This window comes from Borborobacter arsenicus, assembly GCF_003934165.1.
In the GTDB taxonomy this organism is placed as follows: Bacteria; Pseudomonadota; Alphaproteobacteria; order Rhizobiales; family Rhizobiaceae; genus Pseudaminobacter; species Pseudaminobacter arsenicus.
Map to the genome: position 1 here is coordinate 216376 of NZ_RKST01000007.1, position 21889 is coordinate 238264.

Below are 21889 nucleotides of genomic sequence, written 5' to 3' on the forward strand. Positions count from 1 at the left end.
ATGCGAGCAGGCCACATGCTTGCAAGTCGGCAATATCCGAGCTGATCCTGTTTCCATCTGTCAAAAAATTGGAAGAGGCGACAAATGGACCGTGTCGGCGAACGCGCTTTTCCAGTGATACTTGACGAGCAGGCAGCGCTTCACGGCGACCGCACTTTCCTCGTCCACGAGGATCTGGAAGGCGTGGTGACGTCGTTCAGTTTCACTGAAATGCGGGAACGTGCGCAGGCCTGTGCGGGGGCATTGCAATCGGTCGGGCTGGAGAAAGGCGGCCGGGTGTTCGTGTTTCTCAGGAACACCGCGGATTTTGTGCCGCTGTGGTTTGGCGTCATGTTGGCCGGGGGCGTCGTGGTGCCCGGAAACATCTATCTGACCGCGCCTGAGGTCGAGCATCTGACAACGGTTGCCGAGCCGAGCGTAATAATAACCGAATCCCAATTCCTGCCGCTGATCCGTGAGGTTGTGGAACGCTCCGGTTGCCGCACTGCGATAGTGTCGACAGACGGGGGGGCGGATTGTATCGAACTTGCCACGCTCGTAGAGCGCTCGCCGGATTTCACGCCTGTCTCGCTATCGAGCGACGACCTCGCCGAGATATTGTTCACCTCGGGAACCTCGTCACGTCCCAAGGGCGTGATGCTGACCCATGCGAACCTGATCTGGTGCGGCATTGCGGGTGTCGCCAATACCAGTCTCTCGCCAGCCGACCGCAGCTTCAACAACAAGCCCCTGTTCCATGTCAATTGTCAGGAGACGGTGTTGTCCTGCCTGATGGCTGGGGCAACCGCGATTGTCGGCGAACGCTACAGCGCATCGCGCTACATCAACCAGTTGATCCGGCATGGGGCCACGATCTGCAGCCTCTCGGGGATGCTGTGTCGGACACTGCTCAAGCAGCCGTCCAGCCCCTTGGACCGTTCTCACCAGATACGATTTGCTGGCTACGGCATCAATATTTCAGAGCAGGAAATAGCGGAGTTTAGCCAGCGCTTCGGCATGCGCATCCGCAATGGTTACGGCCAATCGGAGGCGATGGTCTATATCAGTGTGGAATCCGTGACCTCTCCAACCACTTATCCATCCATAGGCAGGCCGGGACTGGGGCGCGAGGTGTTCATCGTCGACGATCAAAATCGCATCTTGCCGCCTCTTCAGCTGGGCGAAATCGTGCTGCGCGGGCGGCCGGGGCGCGATGTCATGCTCGGCTACTACAAGGACGAGGCTGCGACGAAAGCCGCTTTCGAAGGCGGCTTTCTGCACACGAACGACCTTGGATGGTTCGACGAGATGGGCAATCTGTATTTCCAGGGCAGGCGTGGCGACATGATCAAGCGTGCCGGTGAAAATATCTCGGCCCAGGAGGTCGAGGACGCCCTGATCGGCCATGAGGCGGTAAAGGACGTCGCTGTCATCGGCGTTCCCGATCCGGTGCGCGACCAGGCTGTGAAGGCCTTTGTGGTGCTGCGGGCGGGCAGCAGGCCGACAAGCGACGAGCTTCGCGAGTTCTGCCGTGAGCGGCTTGCCTATTTCAAGGTGCCCGAGTTCATCGTCTTCGTTGCGGAATTGCCGCGCAATGCCAGCGGCAAGGTGCTGAAGCGCGAGCTGGATTCACTTCCGCCGGTGGAATTTGCTCCGGAACTGGCAAAGCGATGATGAGACCCGAACTGCAGCACTGGGCCGACACCGTCATCGGACGCACCGAGCATTTCAGCATCGGTGTCATCGATCCGCTCTGGTCGCAGCGATACGCGGCGGCCATAGACGATATGAATCCGCTTTATTTTGATGATGCCTATGCCCGCAGCCATGGCTATCGCGGCATTGTCGCGCCGCCGAACTATCTGGCGACGTTGCGCGGAGAGCAGGGATTCGGTCCTGCGGAAGGCGAGCTTCTGGGTGACGGCATGGCGCCTTCCGCCCGACCACCGCTGACCAATCTGATCGGCATGGGCGGCGGGCAGACATTGGTCTTCTATGCGCCCGCCTATTGCGGTGAGCGCATCATCGGTGAGCGCACGATTGTCCGGGTCAGTGAAAAAGAGGGCCGCAAGGGTCCGCTGGTCATCATTGAAGATGAATTCCGGTATCTGACCGAACCGGGCGAGCTTGTGCTCACGCTGCGCAACACCCTTCTATGCCAGTGGGTGGAAGGCGGTGCGTCTTGACCGGGAAGCAGATCTGCATCGAAGACGTTCATGTCGGGCTGGTCCTTCCCGAACTGGTCAAGCAGCCGACGACGAGCATGTTGTTCCGGTTCAGCGCCGTCACCTGGAATGCGCACCGCATCCATTACGACGAACCCTATGCGCGCTCGGAAGGACATGACCGAGTGCTGGTGCAGGCAACGATGCACGGCGCCTTCCTGTTGCAGATAATCACCGGCTTTGCAGGCCCCGCCGGGCGCGTGACTGAGTTCACCTATTCAAACCGGGGCAAGGCGATGCCCGGCGACATCCTCACATTGGGTGGGACGGTGACGGAACTGGATGATGCGGCCGCTATCGTCGGATGCGATATCTGGGAACGCAACCATCAGCACGTGATATGTGCGGTCGGCTCGGCGCGTATCCTGCTGCCCAGACGTGGGTGACGCGCCTGCCAGAGCATTTTCAGCAAAAGTGCCTAGCGGTTTTGCGTCCGAAAATGCGTAAAACAAAGGGATTTAGCCGGCCTTTTCCGGCTCGATCAGCCGGCTCCAGGGCGACGAGCCATTTTCATGTGCGACCAGCAGCCGTTCGAGCAGGCCGAGGAATTGTTCCAATTCGGCGCCGCTCAGTGGTGCCATAAGCTGCGTGCGCGCGTCATGGACAAGTATCTGAGCTTGCGCCAGAACCTTGTGGCCCTCAGGAGTCAGCGATACCGTGCGGGTGCGCTTGTCAACCACACCGGCCTCGCGCTTGACCAGCCCACGCTCTGCCATTCGCCGCACCACATCGGCCACCGTGCTGGTGTCGAGCACGGCCTCGGCGGCCAAGGAGACCTGGTCGATCGCAGGATTGACGCGCACGATGCTGAGCAATGTGACCTGCGCCGGCGTCAGCCCTAGCGGCTCGAGCTTCTGATGGAAACTTGCAACGAAAACCTGATGCAGGCGCCTCACCATGAAGCCGGGACTCTTCGGCAGCTTGACGCGTTCCGTAGCCGGCGTGGATGCTGGAGCCGCTTTGTCGCGCGCAGATCTGGCGGCTTTCTGGCTGGGTGCAGCCAGGGGGCCGCTCTTTGGTCCTGCATTCATTTCGGTCTCCAGGCGCAATCAGGCATCGTCGCCAACGGGCGTCGCTGCGTTTTCCGATAAGCGGACGAACTGGCGCTCGAACGCTGTAATCGGTGGAAATGCCTCCGGATCGACCATCACGTCGATCAGGCAGGGACCCGGAGTCGCGAAGGCTTGGCGAAGGGCCGCCTCGAGACTTTCGTCATCGGATGCCGCGAAGGCCGCGCATCCCACGGCGCGCGCAACCAGCGTGTGGTCGACCCGCACCATCCGGCAAACATCCGTATGGGTCCGGTAGTAGCCAAGCTCCGCATTGCGCTGGAAGCCGAGCACCGCGTTGTTGAGGACCACCACCTTGGCATCGATGTCGTGCCGGACCGCGCATTCGAGTTCGGCCCAGCAATGCGCGAAGCCGCCATCGCCAACCAGCGCCACGACCGTGCGCTGCGGCATCGCCAGCTTGGCGCCGAGCGCCATCGGATAGCCCCAGCCGAGGCCGGCCAGACCGCGTGGCGACAGATAGCGCCGGCCGGGTTGCCTGCAGGTCAGGAACTGCGTCAGCCACAGCGTCGAATAGCTCGCATCGGCCACGAAGATGCTGTCTTCTGGCGCATGGCGCTCGATCTCGCGAACCAGCCTTTCTGGCCGCAGCAACGGATTGCCGGGCTGAAGATATGGCTGCAGGTTGGCCACCGCTCTTTCGCGCAGCGGCGCAAGCTCCGCAGCGATGCGGCGCTCGCGGGCACCGGGCGCTGCCACGGCGCTGGTCTGCCGCGCCGCATGGCGGACCAGCATCGCCTCAAGCGTCTCGCGCAGATCGCCCACCAGCGGCAGGGCGCGGTAGTTGCGCTGTGTCTCGTAGGGATCGATGTCGGCATGGATGAATGCCGCGTCTGGCGGGAACAGCTTCCAGGCGCCGGTACCGTTTTCGTTGGTCCTGTTGCCGGCAAAAAACACCACGTCGGCCTTGGAAATATATTCGCTCATATACTTGGCTGGGCTTCGCGTGCCCATCGTGCTGCCGACAACGCCAAGCGCCAGCGGATGCGTTTCGTCGACGGCACCCTTGCCCATATTGGTCGTGGCCACTGGAATGGCGAGCGCGTCGCGCAAGGCGGCAAGTGCATCATGCGCCTCCGAGGAATGCACGCCGCCACCGGCGACGATCAGCGGCCGCCTGGCCTTGAGCAGAAGGCCGAGGGCGGTGTCGATCTCGGCATCGGCCGGCCGGGTGCGCAGCATGGGAAAGCGGCCGAGCCTGAAGGGCTCGGGTGCCGCCTCGGTCAGCCGCGCCGGTTCGATCAGTATGTCCATCGGCAGCATCAATACGGCTGGCCCCGGCCGGCCGCTGGTGGCGGCGATGATCGCCTTGCGGGTGAATTCGTAGGCGCGCCCGCCTTCTGTCAGCCGTTGGAACCAGACCGAGCAGGACGAGAACAGCGCCTGATGGTCGAATTCCTGGAAAGCGTTTTTATCGACCTGACGACGGTGGACGTCCTGCACCAGTGCAAGCATCGGCACGGAGGCCTTGTAAGCCTCGGCCATGCCGGGCACGAGCAGCGTCGCTGCCGGCCCGTTTTGCGCGGCGATGCAGGCGATCTGGCCCGAAACGCGGGCATAGGCATCGGCCATGGCTGCGCCGGCATTCTCGGTGCGATAACCGATCTGTCGGATGCCCAGCCGCTCGGCGGCAAGCATCAGTGCGGTTGGGCAACTCTGTCCAAATATCTCGCGGATGCCGGCATCATGGAGCGCGCGGGCGATTTCGTCGGCGACCGAATTGACGGATGGATCATATCTCGATGATCTGGTCGGATCGGCGGTCTGGTTCATTTCAACCTCGCAAAGCTGGAAGGTAGAGCCGGCGCGCAGCGTCGAAGGTGTGACCATCCACCGGTCGCGGCAATGTGCGTCAGCAATAAAGATTTCCGTCCCGGTGAAGACCCAGTGCGTGCCGTCGTCTCAAGGTCAGCGCGACCGAAAGGTTGCCGATCATCAGAATATTTAATGAGTATACTCACGAAATTCAGGTGTCAATGGCGCGATGCGCGCGGGCGCCGAGCGGGTGGCGGAAAGTCAGTGGTCCGCGCCCATTTTGCCTCGCCCTGTCTTGACCAGAGGGCCTCGATCGGCGCACCGGACCGAACGTCTCGAGCCTCGTATAGCGGTCTACCGCCGATATGCGGATCCCTGTTTGCCGTTTCGGCAATTGCCGCGACTTCGTGTCGGACCTTGAGCAAAGTAGACGAAGCGTGCGATGGTCAGCGGCCCAGCCGCCCTTGACACGACCGCCTAAATTCGCGACATCCGAGTCAAAGTTCGGAATCCGATGACAATGGGGCCCGGCGACAGCATGGACCTCCGCATTGCGCCGCAGAACGAGCACGAGGCCACGAAAATATCATGACCACCATGAAGACCGTCAAACCGCAGGGGGACGAGAAGAGCATCGTCAAGTCGGTGTTCAAGGTGCTGGCGCTGCTCGAGGCGTTTTCGCCCGAGACGCCGGAATTCAGCGTGGCCGAGCTTGCCGAGCGCACGGGCATCCATAAGGCCACCTGCAACCGGCTGATGACGACGATGGTGCAGGCGGGCTGGATGCAGCGGGTGGGCGGCAGTCGGTATGCGCCGACCGTGAAGCTGTTTCGCATCGGCTCGACCGCGATCGGCCGGCTCGACGTGCGCGAGGCAGCGCGCCCCTTGCTGCGCGGCCTGGCGGCCCGCTTCGGCGACACGAGCTATCTGATGGTGCCGGATGGACAGCGTTTCGTCTGCCTGGACCGAGTCGAGGGCGACCACCCGGTGAAGGTCACGAATTTCGACATCGGGATGAGCCTGCCGTTTTCTTTCGCCGCGCCGCCGCTTGCGATCCTGGCGTACCGGGACGACCTGCTCGCCAAGATCGATCGCGACAAGTTCCATGGACACGCAGTTCGGACCGACGCCGGCTTCGATAAACTCCAGCAGCGACTAGCGACCGTGCGCGAGCAGGGATACGTGCTCAGCCTGGAGGATTACCAGGCCGGGGTCGCGGCGGTCGGGGCGCCGGTGTTCGACAATAGTGGCGTCGCGATCGCGTCGATCAGCATCGACGGCGTCGTCACGCGGTTCGAGCCGCCGCGGCGCAGTGAGATCATCGATGCGGTCGTCGAGGCCGCCTCCAAGCTGTCCGAGCAGCTTGGCTATTCCGGCTCAGCCTCGTCCGTGAGAAACTCCGGCTGATGGCGCAGGGCCGGGGCGAATGTCCTTGGCCGGCTCCGTACCCGGCGGGCGCGCGGGCTGATATCGTGCCGGGCAGCGCAGCGAGCGGTTCGCAGCCTGCAAATGCGCGTCGCGGATCCGATCTGCGACGAGGTGCCCGGACCAAGGGCCAGATCCTTAGCCGGTGCTGCGTCCACGGCGGTGTCGGCTTTTATCGATCCCGGCAAAGCCGATCGAATCCCCCTCGAACATGGGCACGAACAGGCATGGGCGGCTCCGTAATCGGCGCTCCTTCACCGATGGCTGCATCGCTTTCAACCCGGCGTGTGACGATCCTCGACACCGTGCTGGCACTGCTCGGATGGCCGCTGGCGGAGACGACGCGCTCGCTTTAGCGGCCGGGAGGATGGCGCGTGGAGCGGCCATGGTAACGGCCGGCGCGGCGCGTGCGGCACCGCTTCAGGGTTGTTTGCCGGTCCGGTGCCGGGAACCGCAAAACCGGGCGTAGATCGGCCTTGACAGTGGCCATCGGATGGGAGAAGTTTTAGCACAATACGATCCAAAGTTCGGAATACGAACTATGGCCATACGGCCACGGCCTGGTCGAACGTGCGGCAAAAGTCCGCCGACGACGGGTTGGGAAACCTCAAACGAGGGAATGGGAGAGATGGACAAAAAATTGGATAAACAGTCCGGTCCGTCTCGCGTTCAGGCGCGGGCCGACGCCCGATGAGCGCTTCCGCCACGTCGGAAAGGTTTGCATCGGCTCGCGGGCAAGGGCCCAGCGGTCGCGATGCCGGCTCCGGGTTCCGCCGATGGCGCGGGTGGCAGCGAGTGGCGCTGCTTGCGCCCGTGGGCCTTTTCCTCCTCGCGTTTTTTGCCTACCCGATGGCGAAGATACTCGCCTTGAGCTTCTCGAGCGAGGCCTCTGGCTTGTCCCTGGAGAACTACGTCTGGTTCTTCGAGACGAGCGTCAACATCAAGGTTCTTTTGCGCACCTTCACCACGGCAATGATCGTGACGCTCGTCTGCGTCCTGGTGGGGTATCCCTACGCTTACCTGATGACGGTGGTAGGCACGCGCTGGCGCGCCTTACTGTTGATTCTCGCGCTGATTCCGTTCTGGACCAGCCTGATGACGCGCAACCTGGCGTGGCTTGCGCTGCTGCAGCCCAGCAGCACCATTGCCACGATCACCCGGAAGCTCGGTTTCGGTGAGCTGCAGTTGCTGGGCACTGTCGCAGGCGTCGTGGTCGCGATGTCCCAGATACTCCTGCCGTTCATGGTCCTGCCGATGTACGCCACCCTGAGAAACATCGACCGACGACTTCTGGCAGCCGCCGAAGGGCTGGGCGCACGCCCCTCCGTCGCGTTCGTCCGGGTCTATCTGCCGCTGTCGGCGCCGGGCGTCGTGGCCGGGTCCCTCCTGGTCTTCGTCCTCTCACTGGGCTTCTATCTCACGCCGGCAATCATCGGCTCCCCGCAGAACAGCCTGCTCTCGCAGCTCATCGTCACCCAGGTCTCACGGGTTCTCAACTGGGGCCACGCGGGCGCGATGGCGATGGTCCTGCTCCTGGTCACGGTGGTCCTGATCTGGCTCGCCTCGCTGGCCACAAGGCGCAACGCGGCGCTGACGTCTTCCGGAGAGAGGTCATGACCGTCGCGTGGAGCGCTCGGATACCGGTCATGCGCCGCGTGCGGCCCGGGCGGGTGGCGTTGATCGCATTCGTGGTCCTGGTCACGGTGTGGCTGCTGTTGCCGACGCTGGCCGTCATCCCGCTAAGCTTCGCCGGCGCGCCGACCTTCCGGTTCCCGCCGACGTCCTGGTCGACCGAGTGGTACGCCAATCTGGTCCATGACGGCAGATGGATTCGGGCCTTCGTCACGTCGCTCATCGTGGCGAGCCTGTCCGCCATTGTCGCGACAGTGCTCGGAACGGCCGCGGCGCTCGGCATGCGGGGCCGGTTTATCGGCCGGCAGGTCATGTTTGTGCTCCTGCTCGCTCCCATGGTGGTTCCGGTCGTGATCTTCGCCGTGGCGGTGTACGCGGTATTCCTGCCCTGGGGGCTGACGGGCACGCTTCCCGGCTTCGTCGCCGCGCATTGCGTGCTGGGTATCCCCTTCGTATTCGTGACGGTGGCGGCAGGACTGGAGGGTATGGACCCGCGCCTGACCGACGCGGCGGCAAGCCTCGGGGCGTCTCCAATCAAGGCGTTTCGCGTCATCACGCTGCCGCTTATTGCGCCGTCAATGCTGACCGGAGCCCTCTTTGCATTCATGGCCTCGTTCGACGAGACGGTCGTGTCCATCTTCCTCGTCACCCCTGCCAGGCGCACTCTCCCTGTCACGATGTATGAGAGCATGACACGCGAGATTGACCCGACGGTGGCCGCGGCAGCGACCGTCATTTTCATGGGCACGACCTTGCTGCTGATTATCGGCGTTCTCGTTCAGGCCAGGAGACGGACCTCACATGGATAGCAGACTTCACATGGGTATCCGTAGCGGCGTGGCCCTCGAGCTGGAGGCGCTTCACAAGCGATATGGCGACTATGTTGCGGTCGAGAGCGTCGATCTGCGCGCCGATCCGGGCGAGTTCCTCACTCTGCTGGGTCCGAGCGGGTCGGGCAAGACCACGACGCTGAACATGATAGCTGGCTTCGTGACCCCGAGCTCGGGGCGCATCCAGCTCGACGGCGGCAAGATCGATCATCTGCCGCCACACAAGCGCAATATCGGGATGGTGTTCCAGCATTATGCGCTGTTTCCGCATATGACTGCCTTCGAAAACGTCGCGTTTCCTCTCAAGCAGCGCAAGTGTGGCGGCGCGGAGATCAGGACGAGGGTTCTGGAGGCGCTCGAACTCGTGGGGCTCGGCGATCGCGCGCACAGCTACCCGCGTCAGCTCTCCGGCGGGCAGCAGCAGCGCGTCGCGCTGGCCCGCGCGATCGTGTTCCGGCCTTCGCTGCTGCTCATGGACGAGCCGCTGGGAGCGCTGGACAGGCAGCTGCGCGAGCATATGCAGATGGAGATCAAGCGCATCCATGTCGAGCTCGGCATCACCTTCGTCTACGTCACGCATGACCAGGAGGAGGCCCTGACCATGTCCGACCGGGTTGCGATCTTCAATAACGGTCGCATCGAGCAGGTCGGTACCGCGTCGGACGTCTATGATCGTCCCAGAACGCTGTTTGCAGCCGAGTTCCTGGGCGAGTCCAACAGCCTGTCGGTGGCCCGCACATGTCAGCCCGGCATTGCGGTCGTGGCGGGGCTGGATGTTCCCGTCCGGCTGCCGGAGGATACGCAGATGCCGGCCGGTGATGGCGCAACCGTGGTCATCCGGCCCGAGCGGCTCCGGGCCATGCCTGCGGGTCTTGAGCGCTCGCCTGGGACGAACGCGCTGCGCGGCGTTGTCCAGCGCGTCGTCTATCTGGGATCGGCGCGCCGGGTGGACGTCGAGGTCTCGCCCTGGATCCATCTTTCAGTGCGCGAACAGTCCGGCATGTGGTCCCCGGTGCAGAAGGGCGATGCCGTCGACATAGGCTGGCACCCAGGGGACTCCGTATTGCTCGAGCAGCGGACGGCGCCGGCGATCGTGACGGGCGCAGCATGAGCGGCAAGCAGGTAGTCACTACAACGTTTTTCGGTCGCCCCAAGGAGTATTCGCCATGGTCGGCGGGGATCGTGATCCCGCCCGGCTACGGCATCCTCTTCACCCCGGGCATGACCGCTCGTGACGCCGAGGGCAACACCGTCGCTCCGGGCGACATCCGGGGCCAGACGCGTCGGGTCCTGGAGCAGCTTGCGGCGGTGCTGGGCGAGGTCGGGGCCACGCTCGACGACGTGGTGAAGATGACGGTCTTCCTCCAGGACATGGATGACGTCCATGCGGTCCAGGAGATTCGCCGGCAGTTCTGGGCGACCAATCCGCCGGTTTCATCGACCGTCGAGGTCAGCCGGCTGGTCACCGAGGAGGTGCGGATCGAGATCGAGGCGGTGGCGGCCATCGCGCCGTCCAACCTGGCCCCGACCGCGGCGGTTGTCTGATGTTGCTGCTGCGTGAGGCGGATGTGCGCGCGGTGCTGACGATGCCCGACGCCGTACGCTGCGTCGAGGAGGCGTTCGGGCGCCAAGGCATGGGAGAGATGCGCGGCCAGCCGCGGACCCGTGTGCGCTTCCCGGCCGGGACGCTCAATGTCCTGCCGGCCGTCGATCTGACGCTCGGCGTGGCCGGCGTGAAAACGTACATCGCCGTGGGCGGGGTTGCCCGCTTCGTGGTGCTGCTGTTCGACCTCGACGGCGGCGCGTTGCTGGCGATGATCGAGGCCGACTATCTCGGCATGATCCGCACCGGCGCGGCCTCCGGCGTGGCGACCAGGCATCTGGCGGCCCCTGGTCCGCACACGCTGGCCATAATCGGTACCGGCTGGCAGGGACGCGGGCAGGTGGAAGGAGTGCTCAGCGCATGTGCGGTGAGCGAGATACGCGTCTTCAGCCGCCGGCCCGAGCAGCGTGCGGCCTTCGCCCGCCAAGTCGAGGATGAGTTCGCCGTGGCCTGCCTAGCGTGCGCCTCGGCGCGGGACGCGGTCGCAGGGGCAACCGTAATCTGCACTGCCACCAACGCGACGGTGCCCGTTCTGGAGGCCGCCGATGTCGCCGACGGCGCGCATATCAACGCTGCCGGCTCGAACTCGCTGTTGCGCCGCGAGATCGATGACGGCCTGGTGCACCGAGCGGGCACCATCGTCGTCGACTCGCGCGTGCAGGCCCGCGCCGAAGCCGGCGATCTGCTCGCTGCGCATCAGCGGGGATGGCTTGACGTCGATTCGCTCCCCGAACTCGGTGACATCGTCGCCGGGCGGCGGCAGGGGCGAAGGAACGGCGCAGAAATCACCATCTTCGAATCGCTCGGCCTCGGCGCCCAGGACGTCGTCGTCGCCGCCCACGCATATCGGCAGGCGCGCGTCGCCGGCCTCGGGAACGAGATCCCGTTCGTCGGCACGGCGCAATGATGCACGGCGCGGGCTCGCATCACGGATATTGCGGGCACTTTGTCGCGCTCGCCTGATGAACAACAAGGAGATAGCGACATGGGTGGCATCAGGACCTCGGGCGGAAATCGGTGGGAGCTGGAGACAGGATATTCGCGCGCGGTGCGCGTCGGCCCTCTTATCGAGGTCAGCTCCACATGCGCCGCCCAGCCAGACGGGACGATCGTCCACCTTGGCAATGTGGCTGGCCAGGCGCGTCACATCATCGGCATCATCGACGGGGCCCTGCGCGAGCTTGGGGCCACGCTGGCGGACGTCGTTCGCATATCATACTATATGCGCGATCAGCAGGACTGGGTCGCCGTGGGGGAGGTGCACCGGGAGTTCTTCGCCGAGACACGTCCGGCGCTCGACTACATCTTCACCGCCGGATGGCCCCTGAAGGGCGTCGAGATCGAGATCGTCTGCACCGCGTATGTCGAGGATGCGCGATGACCCGACGTGCGAGCAGGGGCGGCAGCCGGGCTCTCGGCCAGTCGGCGGCCCCTCGACGCGGCCGCCTGCCCGGTTCCCGAAGGGGCGCGCAGAAGCCGACGACACAGGCTGTCGCCCGATAATCGATGGCGCCGCTGACGGCAATGGCGGCCTAAAGGGTTAGTACCGTCACCGCGGCCGGCGAAGAGCCGATCAAGGCAGCTTGCCGGTGCGGCTACCATGCAAAACACCATGGCTTGCTCGAAAACTGTCCTGACCGGCCAGTGCCTTAGGAGAGGACATCCTCGCGGCGGCAACGGCCCGATCCGAGCTCACTTTGCGTTGCTTCAACAGGTCAACTGCCGCTGCTTCAGCAAGGCCTCCAACTCCACCTTCAACGCGCCGAGCGGGCGTGCTGCCGGGCTCTGCGAAGTCGCAAAACTCGGCGTAGAGCCCTTGACAGAGACCAGCGGATGGGAGAAGATTTTAACGCAATACGAACTTGAGTTCGGAATACGAACTATAGGCGTGCGGCCGCCATCTCGTCGAACGCGCGGCAAGCTCGCCGACGACGGGTTGGGAGATCTCAAATGAAGGAGTGGGTAGAGGTGGGACACAGAATTGATGACACGGTCCGGGGTTTGACAGCCACGGCGAAGCCAGGCGCCCCCCTCTCGAGCATGGGGCTCGAACAGGCATGAGCGGCTACGTAATCGGCGTTGATGTGGGCGGCACTTTCACCGATCTCGTCTGCGTCGGCGAGGCGGGGGATGTGCTGACCGCGAAGGTGCCCTCCACGCCCGCCGATCAGGGCATCGGCGTGCTGAGCGGCATCGCCAATCTGGCCGACAGGGCCGCCGTGTCGGTCGAGGATCTGCTGGCCAGAACCAAGATGATCGTCCACGGCACGACGGTCGCCACCAACACGATGATCGAGTGGAGCGGCGCGCACACATATCTGCTGACCACGCGCGGCTTCCGGGACCTCATCGACATCCGCCGCAACTACAAGGAGGCGGCCTTCGACATCCGGCTGAAGGCACCTTACCCGATCGTGCCACGCCGCAGGCGCATTCCGATCACCGAGCGCATCACCGAAACCGGGGCCGTCCTCACTCCGCTTGCTGAGGAAGAGGTCCGTGCGGCGGCTCGCCGGCTCGCCGATGAGGGCGCGCAGGCCGTTGCGATCTGCTTTCTGTTTTCGTTTCTCGCCCCGGAGCACGAGCTGCGTGCGCGGGAAATCATTCACGAAGTCTTGCCGTCGATCCACGTCTCGTTGTCGCACGAGGTGCTGCCAAAGATTCGCGAGTTCGAGCGCCTGTCGACGACGATCGTTGACGCATACGTGACCCCCAAGCTGCGTGGCTATCTCACCAATCTCGAGCGTACCTTGGCTGAGCGCGGCTACGCCGGCGACTTCTTCATCATGCGTTCCAACGGCGGCGTGGTCGATGTGGGGCGCGCGGCCGAATCGGGCGTGCAGCTCGTGGCGTCGGGGCCTGCCGGCGGGGTCGTCGCGGCGTCCAGCATCGGCGCTGCGGTGAGTGACCGCAACCTGCTGACGATCGACATGGGCGGGACCAGCGCGGACGTCTCACTAATCCGCGATGGCACGCCGTCGGTCAGCATGGATTCCTGGTTCTCGCGCTACCGTGTCGCTGTTCCGCTCGTTGATGTCACGAGCGTGGGCGCCGGCGGCGGCTCGATCGCGTGGATCGACGATGGTGGGGCGCTGCGGATCGGTCCAGCGAGCGCCGGCTCCTATCCGGGGCCGGCCTGCTACGGGCGTGGGGGCACCGCCGCAACGGTGACCGACGCGAACCTCATACTGGGCTACATAGGCGCCGACAGCTTCCTCGGCGGTGCGATGGCCCTTGATGTCGAGGGTGCCCGCCGGGCCTTGCAAGCCGGCATCGCGGACCCACTCGGCGTCGGCGTCGAAGAGGCTGCGGCCGCCATTGTGCGGATCGTCAACCACAACATGGCCAACGCGCTGCGCGTCATCTCGATCGAGAAGGGCTACGACGTCCGCGACTTCTCGCTGATGGCCTTCGGCGGCGGCGGGCCGCTGCACGCAGCGGCACTCGTGCAGGAGCTGCGCGTGCGCCGGATACTCGTCCCGCGCGGACATGCATCGGTGCTGTGCGCCCTGGGTGACGTGCTTGCCGACATCCGCGAGAGCCGAAGCCGTGGCTACTATGCGCGCTCGGAGACGGTTGACCTGCCTGCGCTGGCACAGGCAGTCACCACGATGGTCGATGAGGCCGATGCGCTGATGGGCGAGCAGGCACGCAATCTGCGGCGTGTGGTCGAGTGTGCCTTGGAGATGCGCTACAAGGGGCAGACGCATGAGGTGGCGGTGCCGATCGGGAGCGGCCTGGAGCCGACGCCTGAGCGGTGGGCCGAAGTGCTCGCCGACTTCGACAGGCTGCACGCGCAGCGCTTCTCCTATAGCCGGCCGGGAGCCGAGATCGAGATCGTCGGCCTGCAGGTCGACCGCTTCGCGCTCCGGGCGAAGCCGGAGATGAACGGGCTTGGGCGCACCTCGCAGGCAACCGCGACCAGCGAGCGTCCGGTGCACTTCCCGACCGCCGCCGGCTACGTGCCGACCCCGATCTACTCGGGCGTCGAGCTTGGCCTCGGCTTCACCGCGAGGGGGCCCCTGGTCATCGAGGAGGCCAACACCTCCGTGGTGGTCATGCCGGGCCAGAGGGTCTCGCTCGTGGCAGGCAACGTCTACATAATCGAGGATGACCGATGAGTATCATGATGCCGTCGACCCAAGTCGCCGCGAGCCCGCAGATGGGGGAGCTGGTGCGCATACTCCGCCATGCCGATGCGAAGTTGCGGCGATCGTCGCCCTCCACGGCCCTCGGCGACGACCGCCACGCGGTCGTGGGGCTGTTCGACGAGACGGGCGCGGTGGTGGCGCTCAGCCGCCGGGCCTGGCTCGCGTCGCTTGCTGCCACGGTGCGCAGCGTCCTGGACGCTTTCGGCGGCACGCTGCCAGTTGGCGAACTGGCGGTGAGCAACGACCCATATGCAGGTGGCACCCATGTCACCGACTTCACCGTCGTGCGCCCTCTCGCCGGCGGAACGGGCTATCTGGCGGCGCGCTTCCACACCCTCGACATCGGGGGTGAACAACTGGGCAGTATCACGCCACGGGCCGCCGAAATCTGGGAGGAAGGTGTTCTGGTGCCGCCGCTGCGCCTTGCGCGGTCCGGGCAAGCCGATTTCGACGCCGCCACGATGCTGGACTTCAACAGCCGCTTGCCCGATGTGCTGCGGGGAGATCTGAAGGCGGCTGTCAGAACGCTCGACGAGCTCGACGTCGCGCTTGCGACTGCGGGCCTGGGTGGCCGCGACGCGCACGCCGCGCTGCTGGAGGAAGCCCGCGCCCGCATGCGTGATGAGCTGGCCGAACTGCAGGACGGAAGCTGGTCGACCACCGGCCGCATCCATCACTGTTGCACCGGGGTGGACGTGCCCTTCGAACTGAAGCTGACCGTGGCTGCCGGGCAGCTCCGCTTCGCGTTCCCGGTTGAGCCGGCGGGCGTCAAGGCATTCGTCAACAGCTCGGCGGGCACAACGGCTTCGGCGCTGCTGGCCCCGCTCGCCGCGGGTCTCCCTGATGCGGCGTGCAACGCCGTGCTGCTCGACAGGGTCACGATCGCCACGACACCCGGATCGTTGTTCCACGCGCAGGCGCCGCTGCCCACGGGATATGCGCCATACATCACTGCCGGCGAGCTGGCACGCCGGGCAGCCGAGCTGGCCGGGCAAGCCGGACTGCGCGTTGCGCCCTACGAGCACTGGTTCGCATTGCCGGCGCGCCCGTTCTCGCTGCCTGGGTGCGATGATCCCGGCTGTCCGTTCCCTAAGGTGGGGGGTGACACCCACAAGACCCGCTATGCCCCAGGAGCACGTTCATGAGCGAAGTCGATCCAATCACGGCGCAAGTCGTCCGTGAGTACCTCGAGTCCGTCTCCAAGGAGATGAGCAGCGTCGTCGAGCGCACGGCCGTGCATCCATTGTTCAACGAGTGCCACGACTATTCGACCGGCGTCTTTCATCGCCGCGATTCGGTATCGCTGGTGGCGCGTGCGACCGCCATCCCCGTGCATATCTTCGCGTCGTTGAAGTCGGTCGAGGCGATGCTCGATTATTTCGGCGACGGGCTGGCCGACGGCGACGTGGTGATCCTCAACGACCCGTTTTTCGGCGGTACCCACAATGCCGACTGGACGGTGATGAAGCCGATCTTCCTGGAGGGGGGCGGCATGCTCTGCCCGGCGGTCCGCGCCCACATGGCAGATTCCGGCGGACCGGTGGCCGGCAACTACAACCCCGACGCGCGTGAGGTCTGGCAGGAAGCGTTCCGGATTCCGCCGGTGAAGATCGTCGAGGCCGGCAGGCTGCGAGAGGACGTGCGCGCCACGATCCTCGCCAATACCCGCATCCCGGAAACCCTCGATGGGGACCTGCGCGCGATGATGGCCGCCGTCGAGATCGGCGAACAACGGATCCGCGAGCTGTGCGAGCGCTACGGCGACCGTGTCGTGGAGGCCTGCGTCGATGAGGCGCTCAACTACTCCGAGCGCCGCTTCCGATCCGAGATCGCCAGTTGGCCCAAGGGGCGCACCATAGGCGTCTGGCATCTCGATCACGACTCGGCGGGCACCCATGATATAAGGATTCAGGCCACGCTGGAGGTCTCGGAGTCCGGACTCAAGGTCGACTTCGAGGGCAGCTCGCCGCAGACCCCCGGATTTGTCAACAGCACCGAGGGCAACACTGCTTCCTGGGTTTACACGGCGCTCTGCGCCGCGCTCAGCGATGACATCCCGATAAATTCCGGACTGTTTCGGGTGGTGGACATCCAGACCCCGCTCGGATCGGTGGTCAACCCGGTCCCGCCCGCTGCGACGATGTCTGCGACCGGGCGGGTCGGGAGCGAGGTCGGCCTGAGCGTGATGAAGGCGCTCGAGCAAATTGTTCCAGAGCGCAGCGGCAATGTCAGCTATGGCGGCTCGCTGTGCACGACCTACGGCGTCGACCCCCGCTACGACGAGTTCTTCGTGACGATCGAGTATGGCAGCAACCTCGTCTCGGCCAGCGCTGCGTTCGGCACCGATGGCTGGGGCGGTTGGCCGGCACCGTTCTCCACGTTGGTGTTCAACACCATCGAGATGCTCGAGATACAGTTCCCGTACCGCTATCACCGCTACGAGTATACGACCGACACCGCGGCGCCGGGACGATGGCGCGGCGTGCCCGCCTTCGCGATGGAGCGCGAGGCGGTCACGGAGCAATATGTCAACGCCATCGTTGTTGGCGTCCGGCACGTTGCGCCCGGATGGGCCGGCGGTGAACCAGGGATCCCCAACGAGATCACGCTCGCCACCGGCAGTCCCGACGAGCGAGCGGTCGTAGAAACCGTGACGCGAGCCCCGCTGAAGGCGGGACAAGTGATGACCTCGTTGCGCTCCGGCGGCGGTGGCTTCGGCGACCCACTCGAGCGCGATCCCGATGCGGTGCGCGCCGACGTGCTAGACGAGATCTACACGCGCGAGGCTGCCAAGCGGGCGTTCGCCGTGGTGATCGATCCGGCCACGATGGACATCGACACCGAAGCGACGCGCGCCTTGCGGGTCGAGCGACGAAACACGTCCCAGACTGCAATCATGGAGGCTACGACATGACATCGCAACCAATAGAGGCGTTGCTGAAGACGTCGCCGCATCTGTGCCCGACCCCGATCGATCTCGGCTTCTACGAGGCGGCCGCCGCCAAGCTGTCTTCCGCCGTGATGAGGGTGGAGCATCGCCTGGCGGATTTCGGCGGCTTGGCGCTGGACGTGCCCAAGGGCGCGACGGTCTCGCTCACCCTGCTCGAGGGCGCGCAGATCGTCAACGCCTTCGCCTACAACCCGGCCGACCCCGACGAGCGCATGTGGCAGCAGTCGGTGCTGCGCGAAGGCATATTTCTGCGCCGGTATTCGCGGGTCTGGGGAACCATGGCCCGCTACCGACCACTGATGACGGTGCTTGACGATACGGTCTGCGCCGATCCGCATCTTCCGCGAGCCCAGCACCATCCCTACTTCGGCGGGTCGGGTACCCCGGCCGACTGGCGTGCGGCAGGCGGCGCGGAAGGCATTGCGTCGACGTGGGAACAGTTCGCAGGCCTGCTCACGCAACGGGGTGTCCCGGCCCACATTCTGGGCGAGAATCTTTGCCTCTTCCAGCGGTCTATCGTCGACTCCGATCCGATGCGGGTCGAGATTCTGCCGTCGAACGCGGTGGCGGGCGACCGCATCACCCTGTTTTGCGAGATTGACCTGTGTCTGCTGCTCGGGCTCAGCCCGTTCATCGACGGCGCACGGGCGGCGGCGGAGCCGGGCGTGCCGCAGCCGCGCGCGGTGCATGTATCGATCACCGAACCGATCGTCGAGCCGCTTGCATGGCCCTATCCCGAGATACGCTATCCGGACCTCTCCCTGTACCTCGACAACTCAGGCACGCGGTCGACTGCGGTCGAGACGACGCGTGGCCTAGATTACAAGGTGACCCCCCGATGACTGACAAACGTTTGCCGCGAGCCGTCTATCCGTTCCCGCGCGAGCACTACGAGAGGCTCGTGGCGAACCGCGAGCGCTTTCGCATCGTCTCCGAGCATTTGCTCGAGGCGTCGGGGCACGGGTTCCGCGTCGAGGCGGGACAGGCGTTCCGCTTCACCTTGGCCACCGGGCCCCAGGTGCTAGACGTCTGCATGATGAGCGCCGACGATCCGCACGAGCATCTCTTTCCCGGCACCCAGATGGCGATCGAGGGCGGGCGCATCAGTCGCTTCACGCGCCTGTGGGGCACCCCGCCGAGGAGCCGGCCGCTGGCCACCTGCATCGCCGACAGCGTTCGAGGAGTGCCCTCGCCGCGCGGGACGGGCGAGCACTTTCCCCACGGCGCGCACTGCAACCCGCATCTGTGGCAGCTCTACACTGGCAAGCACAGCCGCCCGTGCTACGACAATTTGCGCTACGGGCTTGCGATGCTGGGGCTGGACCAGCGCTATATCCACGACAACCTGAACCTCTTCATGAAGGGCGGCTATGACCCGGTGACGGGCGTGAGCATTGCCGAAGAGAGCGATTCCAGGACCGGGGACTATCTCGAATTCTACGCGGAGACGGCCCTTTACGTGGCCATCTCGCTGTGCCCGGCCGAGGCGGGCTCCGAGGACCTGCGGGAATCGTGGAGCGAGGGTTCCCAGGACACGATCGCCGTCAACCCGGTGCGGGTGACGATCCTCGACACCGGGTTGGCGCCGCTCGGATGGCCGCTGGCGGAGGCGGCGGCCTCGCATTAGCCGGCGGGGGATGGCGCGTGGAGTGGCCATGGTTTCGGCCGGCGTGAATCGGCCTTGACAGCGGCCACCGGATGGGAGAAATTTTAACGCAATACGATTTAAAGTTCGGAATACGAACTATGGCCATGCGGCCACAGTCTCGTCGAACGTGCGGCAAAGCTCGCCGACGACGGGTTGGCAGCCTCAAAAGAGGGAATGGGAGAGATGGACAGAAAATTGAGTAAACAGTCCTGCAGTTCCGACAAAGGTGAGCCGCACGTGAGCCGGCGTGACGCCATTAAGGGCGGCACGATGTTCGCAGCGGCGCTGATGACGGGGTATGGAGGGGGCGTAATTGCCACTGCATCGGCCGCTACGGCGGCGAACGCCGACCCTTATCCCTTTCCGGACCTAAGCGGAAAAACGATCACTTTCGTGGACTATGGTGGCGCCGGAGCCCGCGCCATGGAAGAAGCCTACACCCGACCCTTCGCGGAGGGTACGAAGGTGACGATCCTTCACGATGCCCCCTTCGAACCCGCCAAGGTCAAGGCGCAGGTCGAGGCAAATCAGGTCACATGGGACGTGGTCAATGGTGACCCGCTGACATCGATCAGCTTCTGTCACGACGGCCTGCTGGAGCCGCTGGACCCGAGCCTCCTCGAAGGGATCGACCCCAAATACCACAGCGGGACCTGTGTGGTACCGGTTGACACCTATGCCTCGGTCCTCGCCTACGACTCCAGCAAGTTCGCCGATAACCCTCCCGCCAGCTGGGCCGACTACTTCGACACCAAGAAGTATCCCGGCAAGCGCGGCATGTGGACGGCCATCTATCTCAACCAGCTGGAGATCGCGCTGCTCGGCGACGGGGTGGCGCCCGCGGATCTCTACCCGCTGGACATCGACCGCGCCATCGCCAAGCTCGACAGCATCAAGGGCGACATCGTCTTCTATGATTCATTGTCCCAGTCCCAGGAACAGATGGTCGCGCAGTCGGTCGTGATGTCGAACGCTGCCGCCCAGCGCGCACGGGCCGCCACCGACAATGGTGCCCCGTTCAAACCTGTCTGGAACCAGGCGGTCCTGGCCTGGGAGTGCTACGGAATCCCGAAGGGATCGCCCAACAAGGAAGCGGCGGTCGAGCTGCTGAAATACATGGCCACGCCCGAGGCGCAGTCCAGGGTCGCCGGACTGCTGGGAATGGGGTCGACCTCGAAGAACCCAGTGCCCGTTGCGAATCTGTCCGCCAACCAGCAGCTCTGGTTGCCATCGACAGAGAACACCAAGGACGCCGTCACGATGAACCCGGAGTGGTGGGCAACGCATTACGACGAGGCCGTCGCCAAGTTCACGGCCTGGATCGCCGGCTGAGCTTACGGCCCCGCCACGTCCGTGGCGGGGCCGTAAGCTGCGGGACGCGGGTGCCTGAACAGTTGCGTCCGTGGGGGCCCCGAAATCCTGGACAGCGGTGCCATCGTTTGCGACACACCGGATTCCGTGTTGCGGATCGGTTTTGGAACCACGCGGTGAGGCGTTCGACGCTCATTGCTCACACTGCCATCGGGAATCCCGCACATGTGGTCCGCCTGGCCGGTGCGGCGCGGGCCATGCTGACTACGCTTTAGCTCCCGGCCGGCCTGCATCTCCGCGACCATGGCGAGAGCGGTATCGAGGCGCTTGTTCTCGACCACCTCTGATCTATGAACCGAACGTAGCTTGTCGAAGGTTCTGTAGGGCAGGGACGTGCTGCCTTCCATGATCTCGAGCCGGCCGTCGGGATAGTCGCAAACGACCACCTTCTTGCCGGCCAGGCTCTTCGCGAAGTCGCTCGGATCGAGGATGAACAACACCTTGTCGTACCGTAGTGTCAAAGCCCGGGACAGTGTGCGGAACTCCCGCATTGCCTCGTCGAAAATGTTCCTGAATGTTCAACCGTTGCCTCACATAAGTTGCTCCCTACCGAGGGGTATGAGGAGGGACGACTATGGGACAGCTGAGCATGGCGACGAGGAAAGAACTGACGGCGGCGGTTTCGGAGCGATATCGTGCTTCGACGCGAGCGGAGAAGGCGAGAATTTTGGATGAGTTCGTCGTCATCACGGGCTTTCACCACAAGCACGCGACGCGGCTGCTGTGGCGCCATGAAAGAGCCCCTACAGGTCGGCGAGCGCGAGCGGAACGCAATGCGCTCATATTGTTATGGGAGGCGTCTGACCGGGTTTGCGGGAAGCAGCTGAAGGCGTTGCTGCTCGTCCTTGTCGAGGCGATGGAAAGGCACGGTCATTTTAACCTCGCGCCCGAGATTCGTGGCAAATTGCTGGCGATGAGCGCGGCCACGATCGACAGGACGCTGGGACCGATCCGAGAAGGATTGGGACGTTCCCGACGACGGCCCGCGGCGCACGCCCTGCGACGGAGCATTCCCATTAGAACGTCGGCGGATTGGAACGATCCGGCGCCAGGCTTCGTTGAGGCGGACCTCGTCGCCCATAGCGGCCCTTCGGCTCGCGGCAGCTTCATCCAAACGCTCGTGCTCACCGACATCGCGACCGGCTGACCATGTTGCCGAGCAGCAGGCAACGTTGGCTTCAGAGCAGCGTGGCAGGCATCCCGATGAATGGGTGATCGAAAGAAAACCGGTTCTCGACGAAGAGCGTACC

The 21889-nt window shown here is 64.6% G+C and carries 19 protein-coding genes and 2 pseudogenes; 18 read left to right on the forward strand and 3 right to left on the reverse strand.

Annotated elements, in window-relative coordinates:
* The first annotated feature begins 84 nt into the window (after nt 1-84).
* The 3 genes from EET67_RS13290 to EET67_RS13300 are packed head-to-tail and all read left to right on the forward strand — an operon-like array spanning nt 85 to nt 2590.
* On the forward strand, nt 85-1653 hold the full coding sequence (locus EET67_RS13290; protein ID WP_128626654.1) for an AMP-binding protein: 1569 nt from the start codon (nt 85-87) through the stop codon (nt 1651-1653).
* Entirely contained in the window at nt 1650-2165 is a 516-nt protein-coding gene (locus EET67_RS13295) for an FAS1-like dehydratase domain-containing protein (protein WP_128626655.1), read from the forward strand. Before EET67_RS13290 ends, EET67_RS13295 begins: the two co-directional genes overlap by 4 nt.
* Complete coding sequence (locus tag EET67_RS13300; RefSeq protein ID WP_128626656.1) at nt 2162-2590, forward strand: hotdog family protein; 429 nt, start codon at nt 2162-2164, stop codon at nt 2588-2590. The genes EET67_RS13295 and EET67_RS13300 overlap by 4 nt, the downstream gene beginning before the upstream one ends.
* Nucleotides 2591-2662: 72 nt before the next feature.
* Here the strand turns inward: EET67_RS13300 and EET67_RS13305 are convergent, their stop codons facing one another.
* Together EET67_RS13305 and EET67_RS13310 are read right to left on the reverse strand one after the other, a co-directional pair.
* Nucleotides 2663-3235 (reverse strand): MarR family winged helix-turn-helix transcriptional regulator, encoded by a 573-nt coding sequence (locus tag EET67_RS13305; RefSeq protein ID WP_128626657.1) that lies wholly within the window; start codon nt 3233-3235, stop codon nt 2663-2665.
* An 18-nt stretch (nt 3236-3253) separates the two neighbouring features.
* A complete protein-coding gene (locus EET67_RS13310; RefSeq protein WP_245450904.1) occupies nt 3254-5104 on the reverse strand; it encodes an acetolactate synthase catalytic subunit in 1851 nt (616 codons plus the stop codon).
* 513 nt (nt 5105-5617) lie between these two features.
* Here EET67_RS13310 and EET67_RS13315 point away from each other — a divergent pair.
* From EET67_RS13315 to EET67_RS13375, 14 genes are all read left to right on the forward strand, one after another.
* Nucleotides 5618-6436: an IclR family transcriptional regulator gene (locus EET67_RS13315; protein WP_128626658.1), complete on the forward strand. Its 819-nt coding sequence runs from the start codon at nt 5618-5620 to the stop codon at nt 6434-6436.
* 245 nt (nt 6437-6681) lie between these two features.
* The gene (locus tag EET67_RS26405) at nt 6682-6810 is read left to right on the forward strand and encodes a hypothetical protein (RefSeq protein WP_281011076.1); all 129 of its coding nucleotides are present in this window, start codon (nt 6682-6684) and stop codon (nt 6808-6810) included.
* A 439-nt stretch (nt 6811-7249) separates the two neighbouring features.
* Nucleotides 7250-8071: an ABC transporter permease gene (locus EET67_RS13320; RefSeq protein ID WP_165899897.1), complete on the forward strand. Its 822-nt coding sequence runs from the start codon at nt 7250-7252 to the stop codon at nt 8069-8071.
* Nucleotides 8068-8895: an ABC transporter permease gene (locus EET67_RS13325; protein WP_210211125.1), complete on the forward strand. Its 828-nt coding sequence runs from the start codon at nt 8068-8070 to the stop codon at nt 8893-8895. Before EET67_RS13320 ends, EET67_RS13325 begins: the two co-directional genes overlap by 4 nt.
* Nucleotides 8888-10027: an ABC transporter ATP-binding protein gene (locus EET67_RS13330; protein ID WP_128626660.1), complete on the forward strand. Its 1140-nt coding sequence runs from the start codon at nt 8888-8890 to the stop codon at nt 10025-10027. The genes EET67_RS13325 and EET67_RS13330 overlap by 8 nt, the downstream gene beginning before the upstream one ends.
* Complete coding sequence (locus tag EET67_RS13335; RefSeq protein WP_128626661.1) at nt 10024-10461, forward strand: RidA family protein; 438 nt, start codon at nt 10024-10026, stop codon at nt 10459-10461. The genes EET67_RS13330 and EET67_RS13335 overlap by 4 nt, the downstream gene beginning before the upstream one ends.
* Nucleotides 10461-11426 carry an ornithine cyclodeaminase family protein gene (locus tag EET67_RS13340; RefSeq protein WP_128626662.1) on the forward strand — a complete coding sequence of 322 codons (966 nt, stop codon included), beginning with the start codon at nt 10461-10463 and terminating at the stop codon, nt 11424-11426. Before EET67_RS13335 ends, EET67_RS13340 begins: the two co-directional genes overlap by 1 nt.
* 78 nt (nt 11427-11504) lie before the next feature.
* Complete coding sequence (locus tag EET67_RS13345; RefSeq protein ID WP_128626663.1) at nt 11505-11900, forward strand: Rid family hydrolase; 396 nt, start codon at nt 11505-11507, stop codon at nt 11898-11900.
* A 676-nt stretch (nt 11901-12576) separates the two neighbouring features.
* Nucleotides 12577-14640 carry a hydantoinase/oxoprolinase family protein gene (locus tag EET67_RS13350; protein WP_128626664.1) on the forward strand — a complete coding sequence of 688 codons (2064 nt, stop codon included), beginning with the start codon at nt 12577-12579 and terminating at the stop codon, nt 14638-14640.
* Complete coding sequence (locus tag EET67_RS13355) at nt 14637-15815, forward strand: hydantoinase B/oxoprolinase family protein (protein ID WP_128626665.1); 1179 nt, start codon at nt 14637-14639, stop codon at nt 15813-15815. Before EET67_RS13350 ends, EET67_RS13355 begins: the two co-directional genes overlap by 4 nt.
* Nucleotides 15812-17584 (forward strand): hydantoinase B/oxoprolinase family protein, encoded by a 1773-nt coding sequence (locus EET67_RS13360; protein ID WP_128626666.1) that lies wholly within the window; start codon nt 15812-15814, stop codon nt 17582-17584. The genes EET67_RS13355 and EET67_RS13360 overlap by 4 nt, the downstream gene beginning before the upstream one ends.
* Complete coding sequence (locus tag EET67_RS13365) at nt 17581-18462, forward strand: DUF1989 domain-containing protein (RefSeq protein ID WP_128626667.1); 882 nt, start codon at nt 17581-17583, stop codon at nt 18460-18462. The genes EET67_RS13360 and EET67_RS13365 overlap by 4 nt, the downstream gene beginning before the upstream one ends.
* Nucleotides 18459-19247 carry a DUF1989 domain-containing protein gene (locus tag EET67_RS13370; RefSeq protein WP_165899898.1) on the forward strand — a complete coding sequence of 263 codons (789 nt, stop codon included), beginning with the start codon at nt 18459-18461 and terminating at the stop codon, nt 19245-19247. The genes EET67_RS13365 and EET67_RS13370 overlap by 4 nt, the downstream gene beginning before the upstream one ends.
* A 204-nt stretch (nt 19248-19451) precedes the next feature.
* A complete protein-coding gene (locus EET67_RS13375) occupies nt 19452-20600 on the forward strand; it encodes an extracellular solute-binding protein (RefSeq protein WP_165899899.1) in 1149 nt (382 codons plus the stop codon).
* Nucleotides 20601-20602: 2 nt separating this feature from the next.
* On the opposite strand, the pseudogene EET67_RS13380 reads toward EET67_RS13375, so the two are convergent.
* Nucleotides 20603-21127: pseudogene (locus EET67_RS13380) on the reverse strand (hypothetical protein); the annotation flags it as partial.
* Nucleotides 21128-21213: 86 nt separating this feature from the next.
* Between EET67_RS13380 and EET67_RS13385 the strand changes: the two are divergent.
* Nucleotides 21214-21783 (forward strand): annotated as a pseudogene (locus EET67_RS13385) (ISNCY family transposase); the annotation flags it as partial.
* Between the last annotated feature and the right edge of the window lie 106 nt (nt 21784-21889).

Bases quoted from the DNA above. Each gene is read 5' to 3' on its own strand.
- EET67_RS13290 (WP_128626654.1), top strand. From the start codon at position 85: ATGGACCGTGTCGGCGAACGCGCTTTTCCAGTGATACTTGACGAGCAG.
- EET67_RS13295 (WP_128626655.1), top strand. From the start codon at position 1,650: ATGATGAGACCCGAACTGCAGCACTGGGCCGACACCGTCATCGGACGC.
- EET67_RS13305 (WP_128626657.1), bottom strand. From the start codon at position 3,235: ATGAATGCAGGACCAAAGAGCGGCCCCCTGGCTGCACCCAGCCAGAAA.
- EET67_RS13310 (WP_245450904.1), bottom strand. From the start codon at position 5,104: ATGGTCACACCTTCGACGCTGCGCGCCGGCTCTACCTTCCAGCTTTGC.
- EET67_RS13315 (WP_128626658.1), top strand. From the start codon at position 5,618: ATGACCACCATGAAGACCGTCAAACCGCAGGGGGACGAGAAGAGCATC.
- EET67_RS26405 (WP_281011076.1), top strand. From the start codon at position 6,682: ATGGGCGGCTCCGTAATCGGCGCTCCTTCACCGATGGCTGCATCGCTT.
- EET67_RS13325 (WP_210211125.1), top strand. From the start codon at position 8,068: ATGACCGTCGCGTGGAGCGCTCGGATACCGGTCATGCGCCGCGTGCGG.
- EET67_RS13330 (WP_128626660.1), top strand. From the start codon at position 8,888: ATGGATAGCAGACTTCACATGGGTATCCGTAGCGGCGTGGCCCTCGAG.
- EET67_RS13335 (WP_128626661.1), top strand. From the start codon at position 10,024: ATGAGCGGCAAGCAGGTAGTCACTACAACGTTTTTCGGTCGCCCCAAG.
- EET67_RS13340 (WP_128626662.1), top strand. From the start codon at position 10,461: ATGTTGCTGCTGCGTGAGGCGGATGTGCGCGCGGTGCTGACGATGCCC.
- EET67_RS13345 (WP_128626663.1), top strand. From the start codon at position 11,505: ATGGGTGGCATCAGGACCTCGGGCGGAAATCGGTGGGAGCTGGAGACA.
- EET67_RS13350 (WP_128626664.1), top strand. From the start codon at position 12,577: ATGAGCGGCTACGTAATCGGCGTTGATGTGGGCGGCACTTTCACCGAT.
- EET67_RS13355 (WP_128626665.1), top strand. From the start codon at position 14,637: ATGAGTATCATGATGCCGTCGACCCAAGTCGCCGCGAGCCCGCAGATG.
- EET67_RS13360 (WP_128626666.1), top strand. From the start codon at position 15,812: ATGAGCGAAGTCGATCCAATCACGGCGCAAGTCGTCCGTGAGTACCTC.
- EET67_RS13365 (WP_128626667.1), top strand. From the start codon at position 17,581: ATGACATCGCAACCAATAGAGGCGTTGCTGAAGACGTCGCCGCATCTG.
- EET67_RS13370 (WP_165899898.1), top strand. From the start codon at position 18,459: ATGACTGACAAACGTTTGCCGCGAGCCGTCTATCCGTTCCCGCGCGAG.
- EET67_RS13375 (WP_165899899.1), top strand. From the start codon at position 19,452: ATGGACAGAAAATTGAGTAAACAGTCCTGCAGTTCCGACAAAGGTGAG.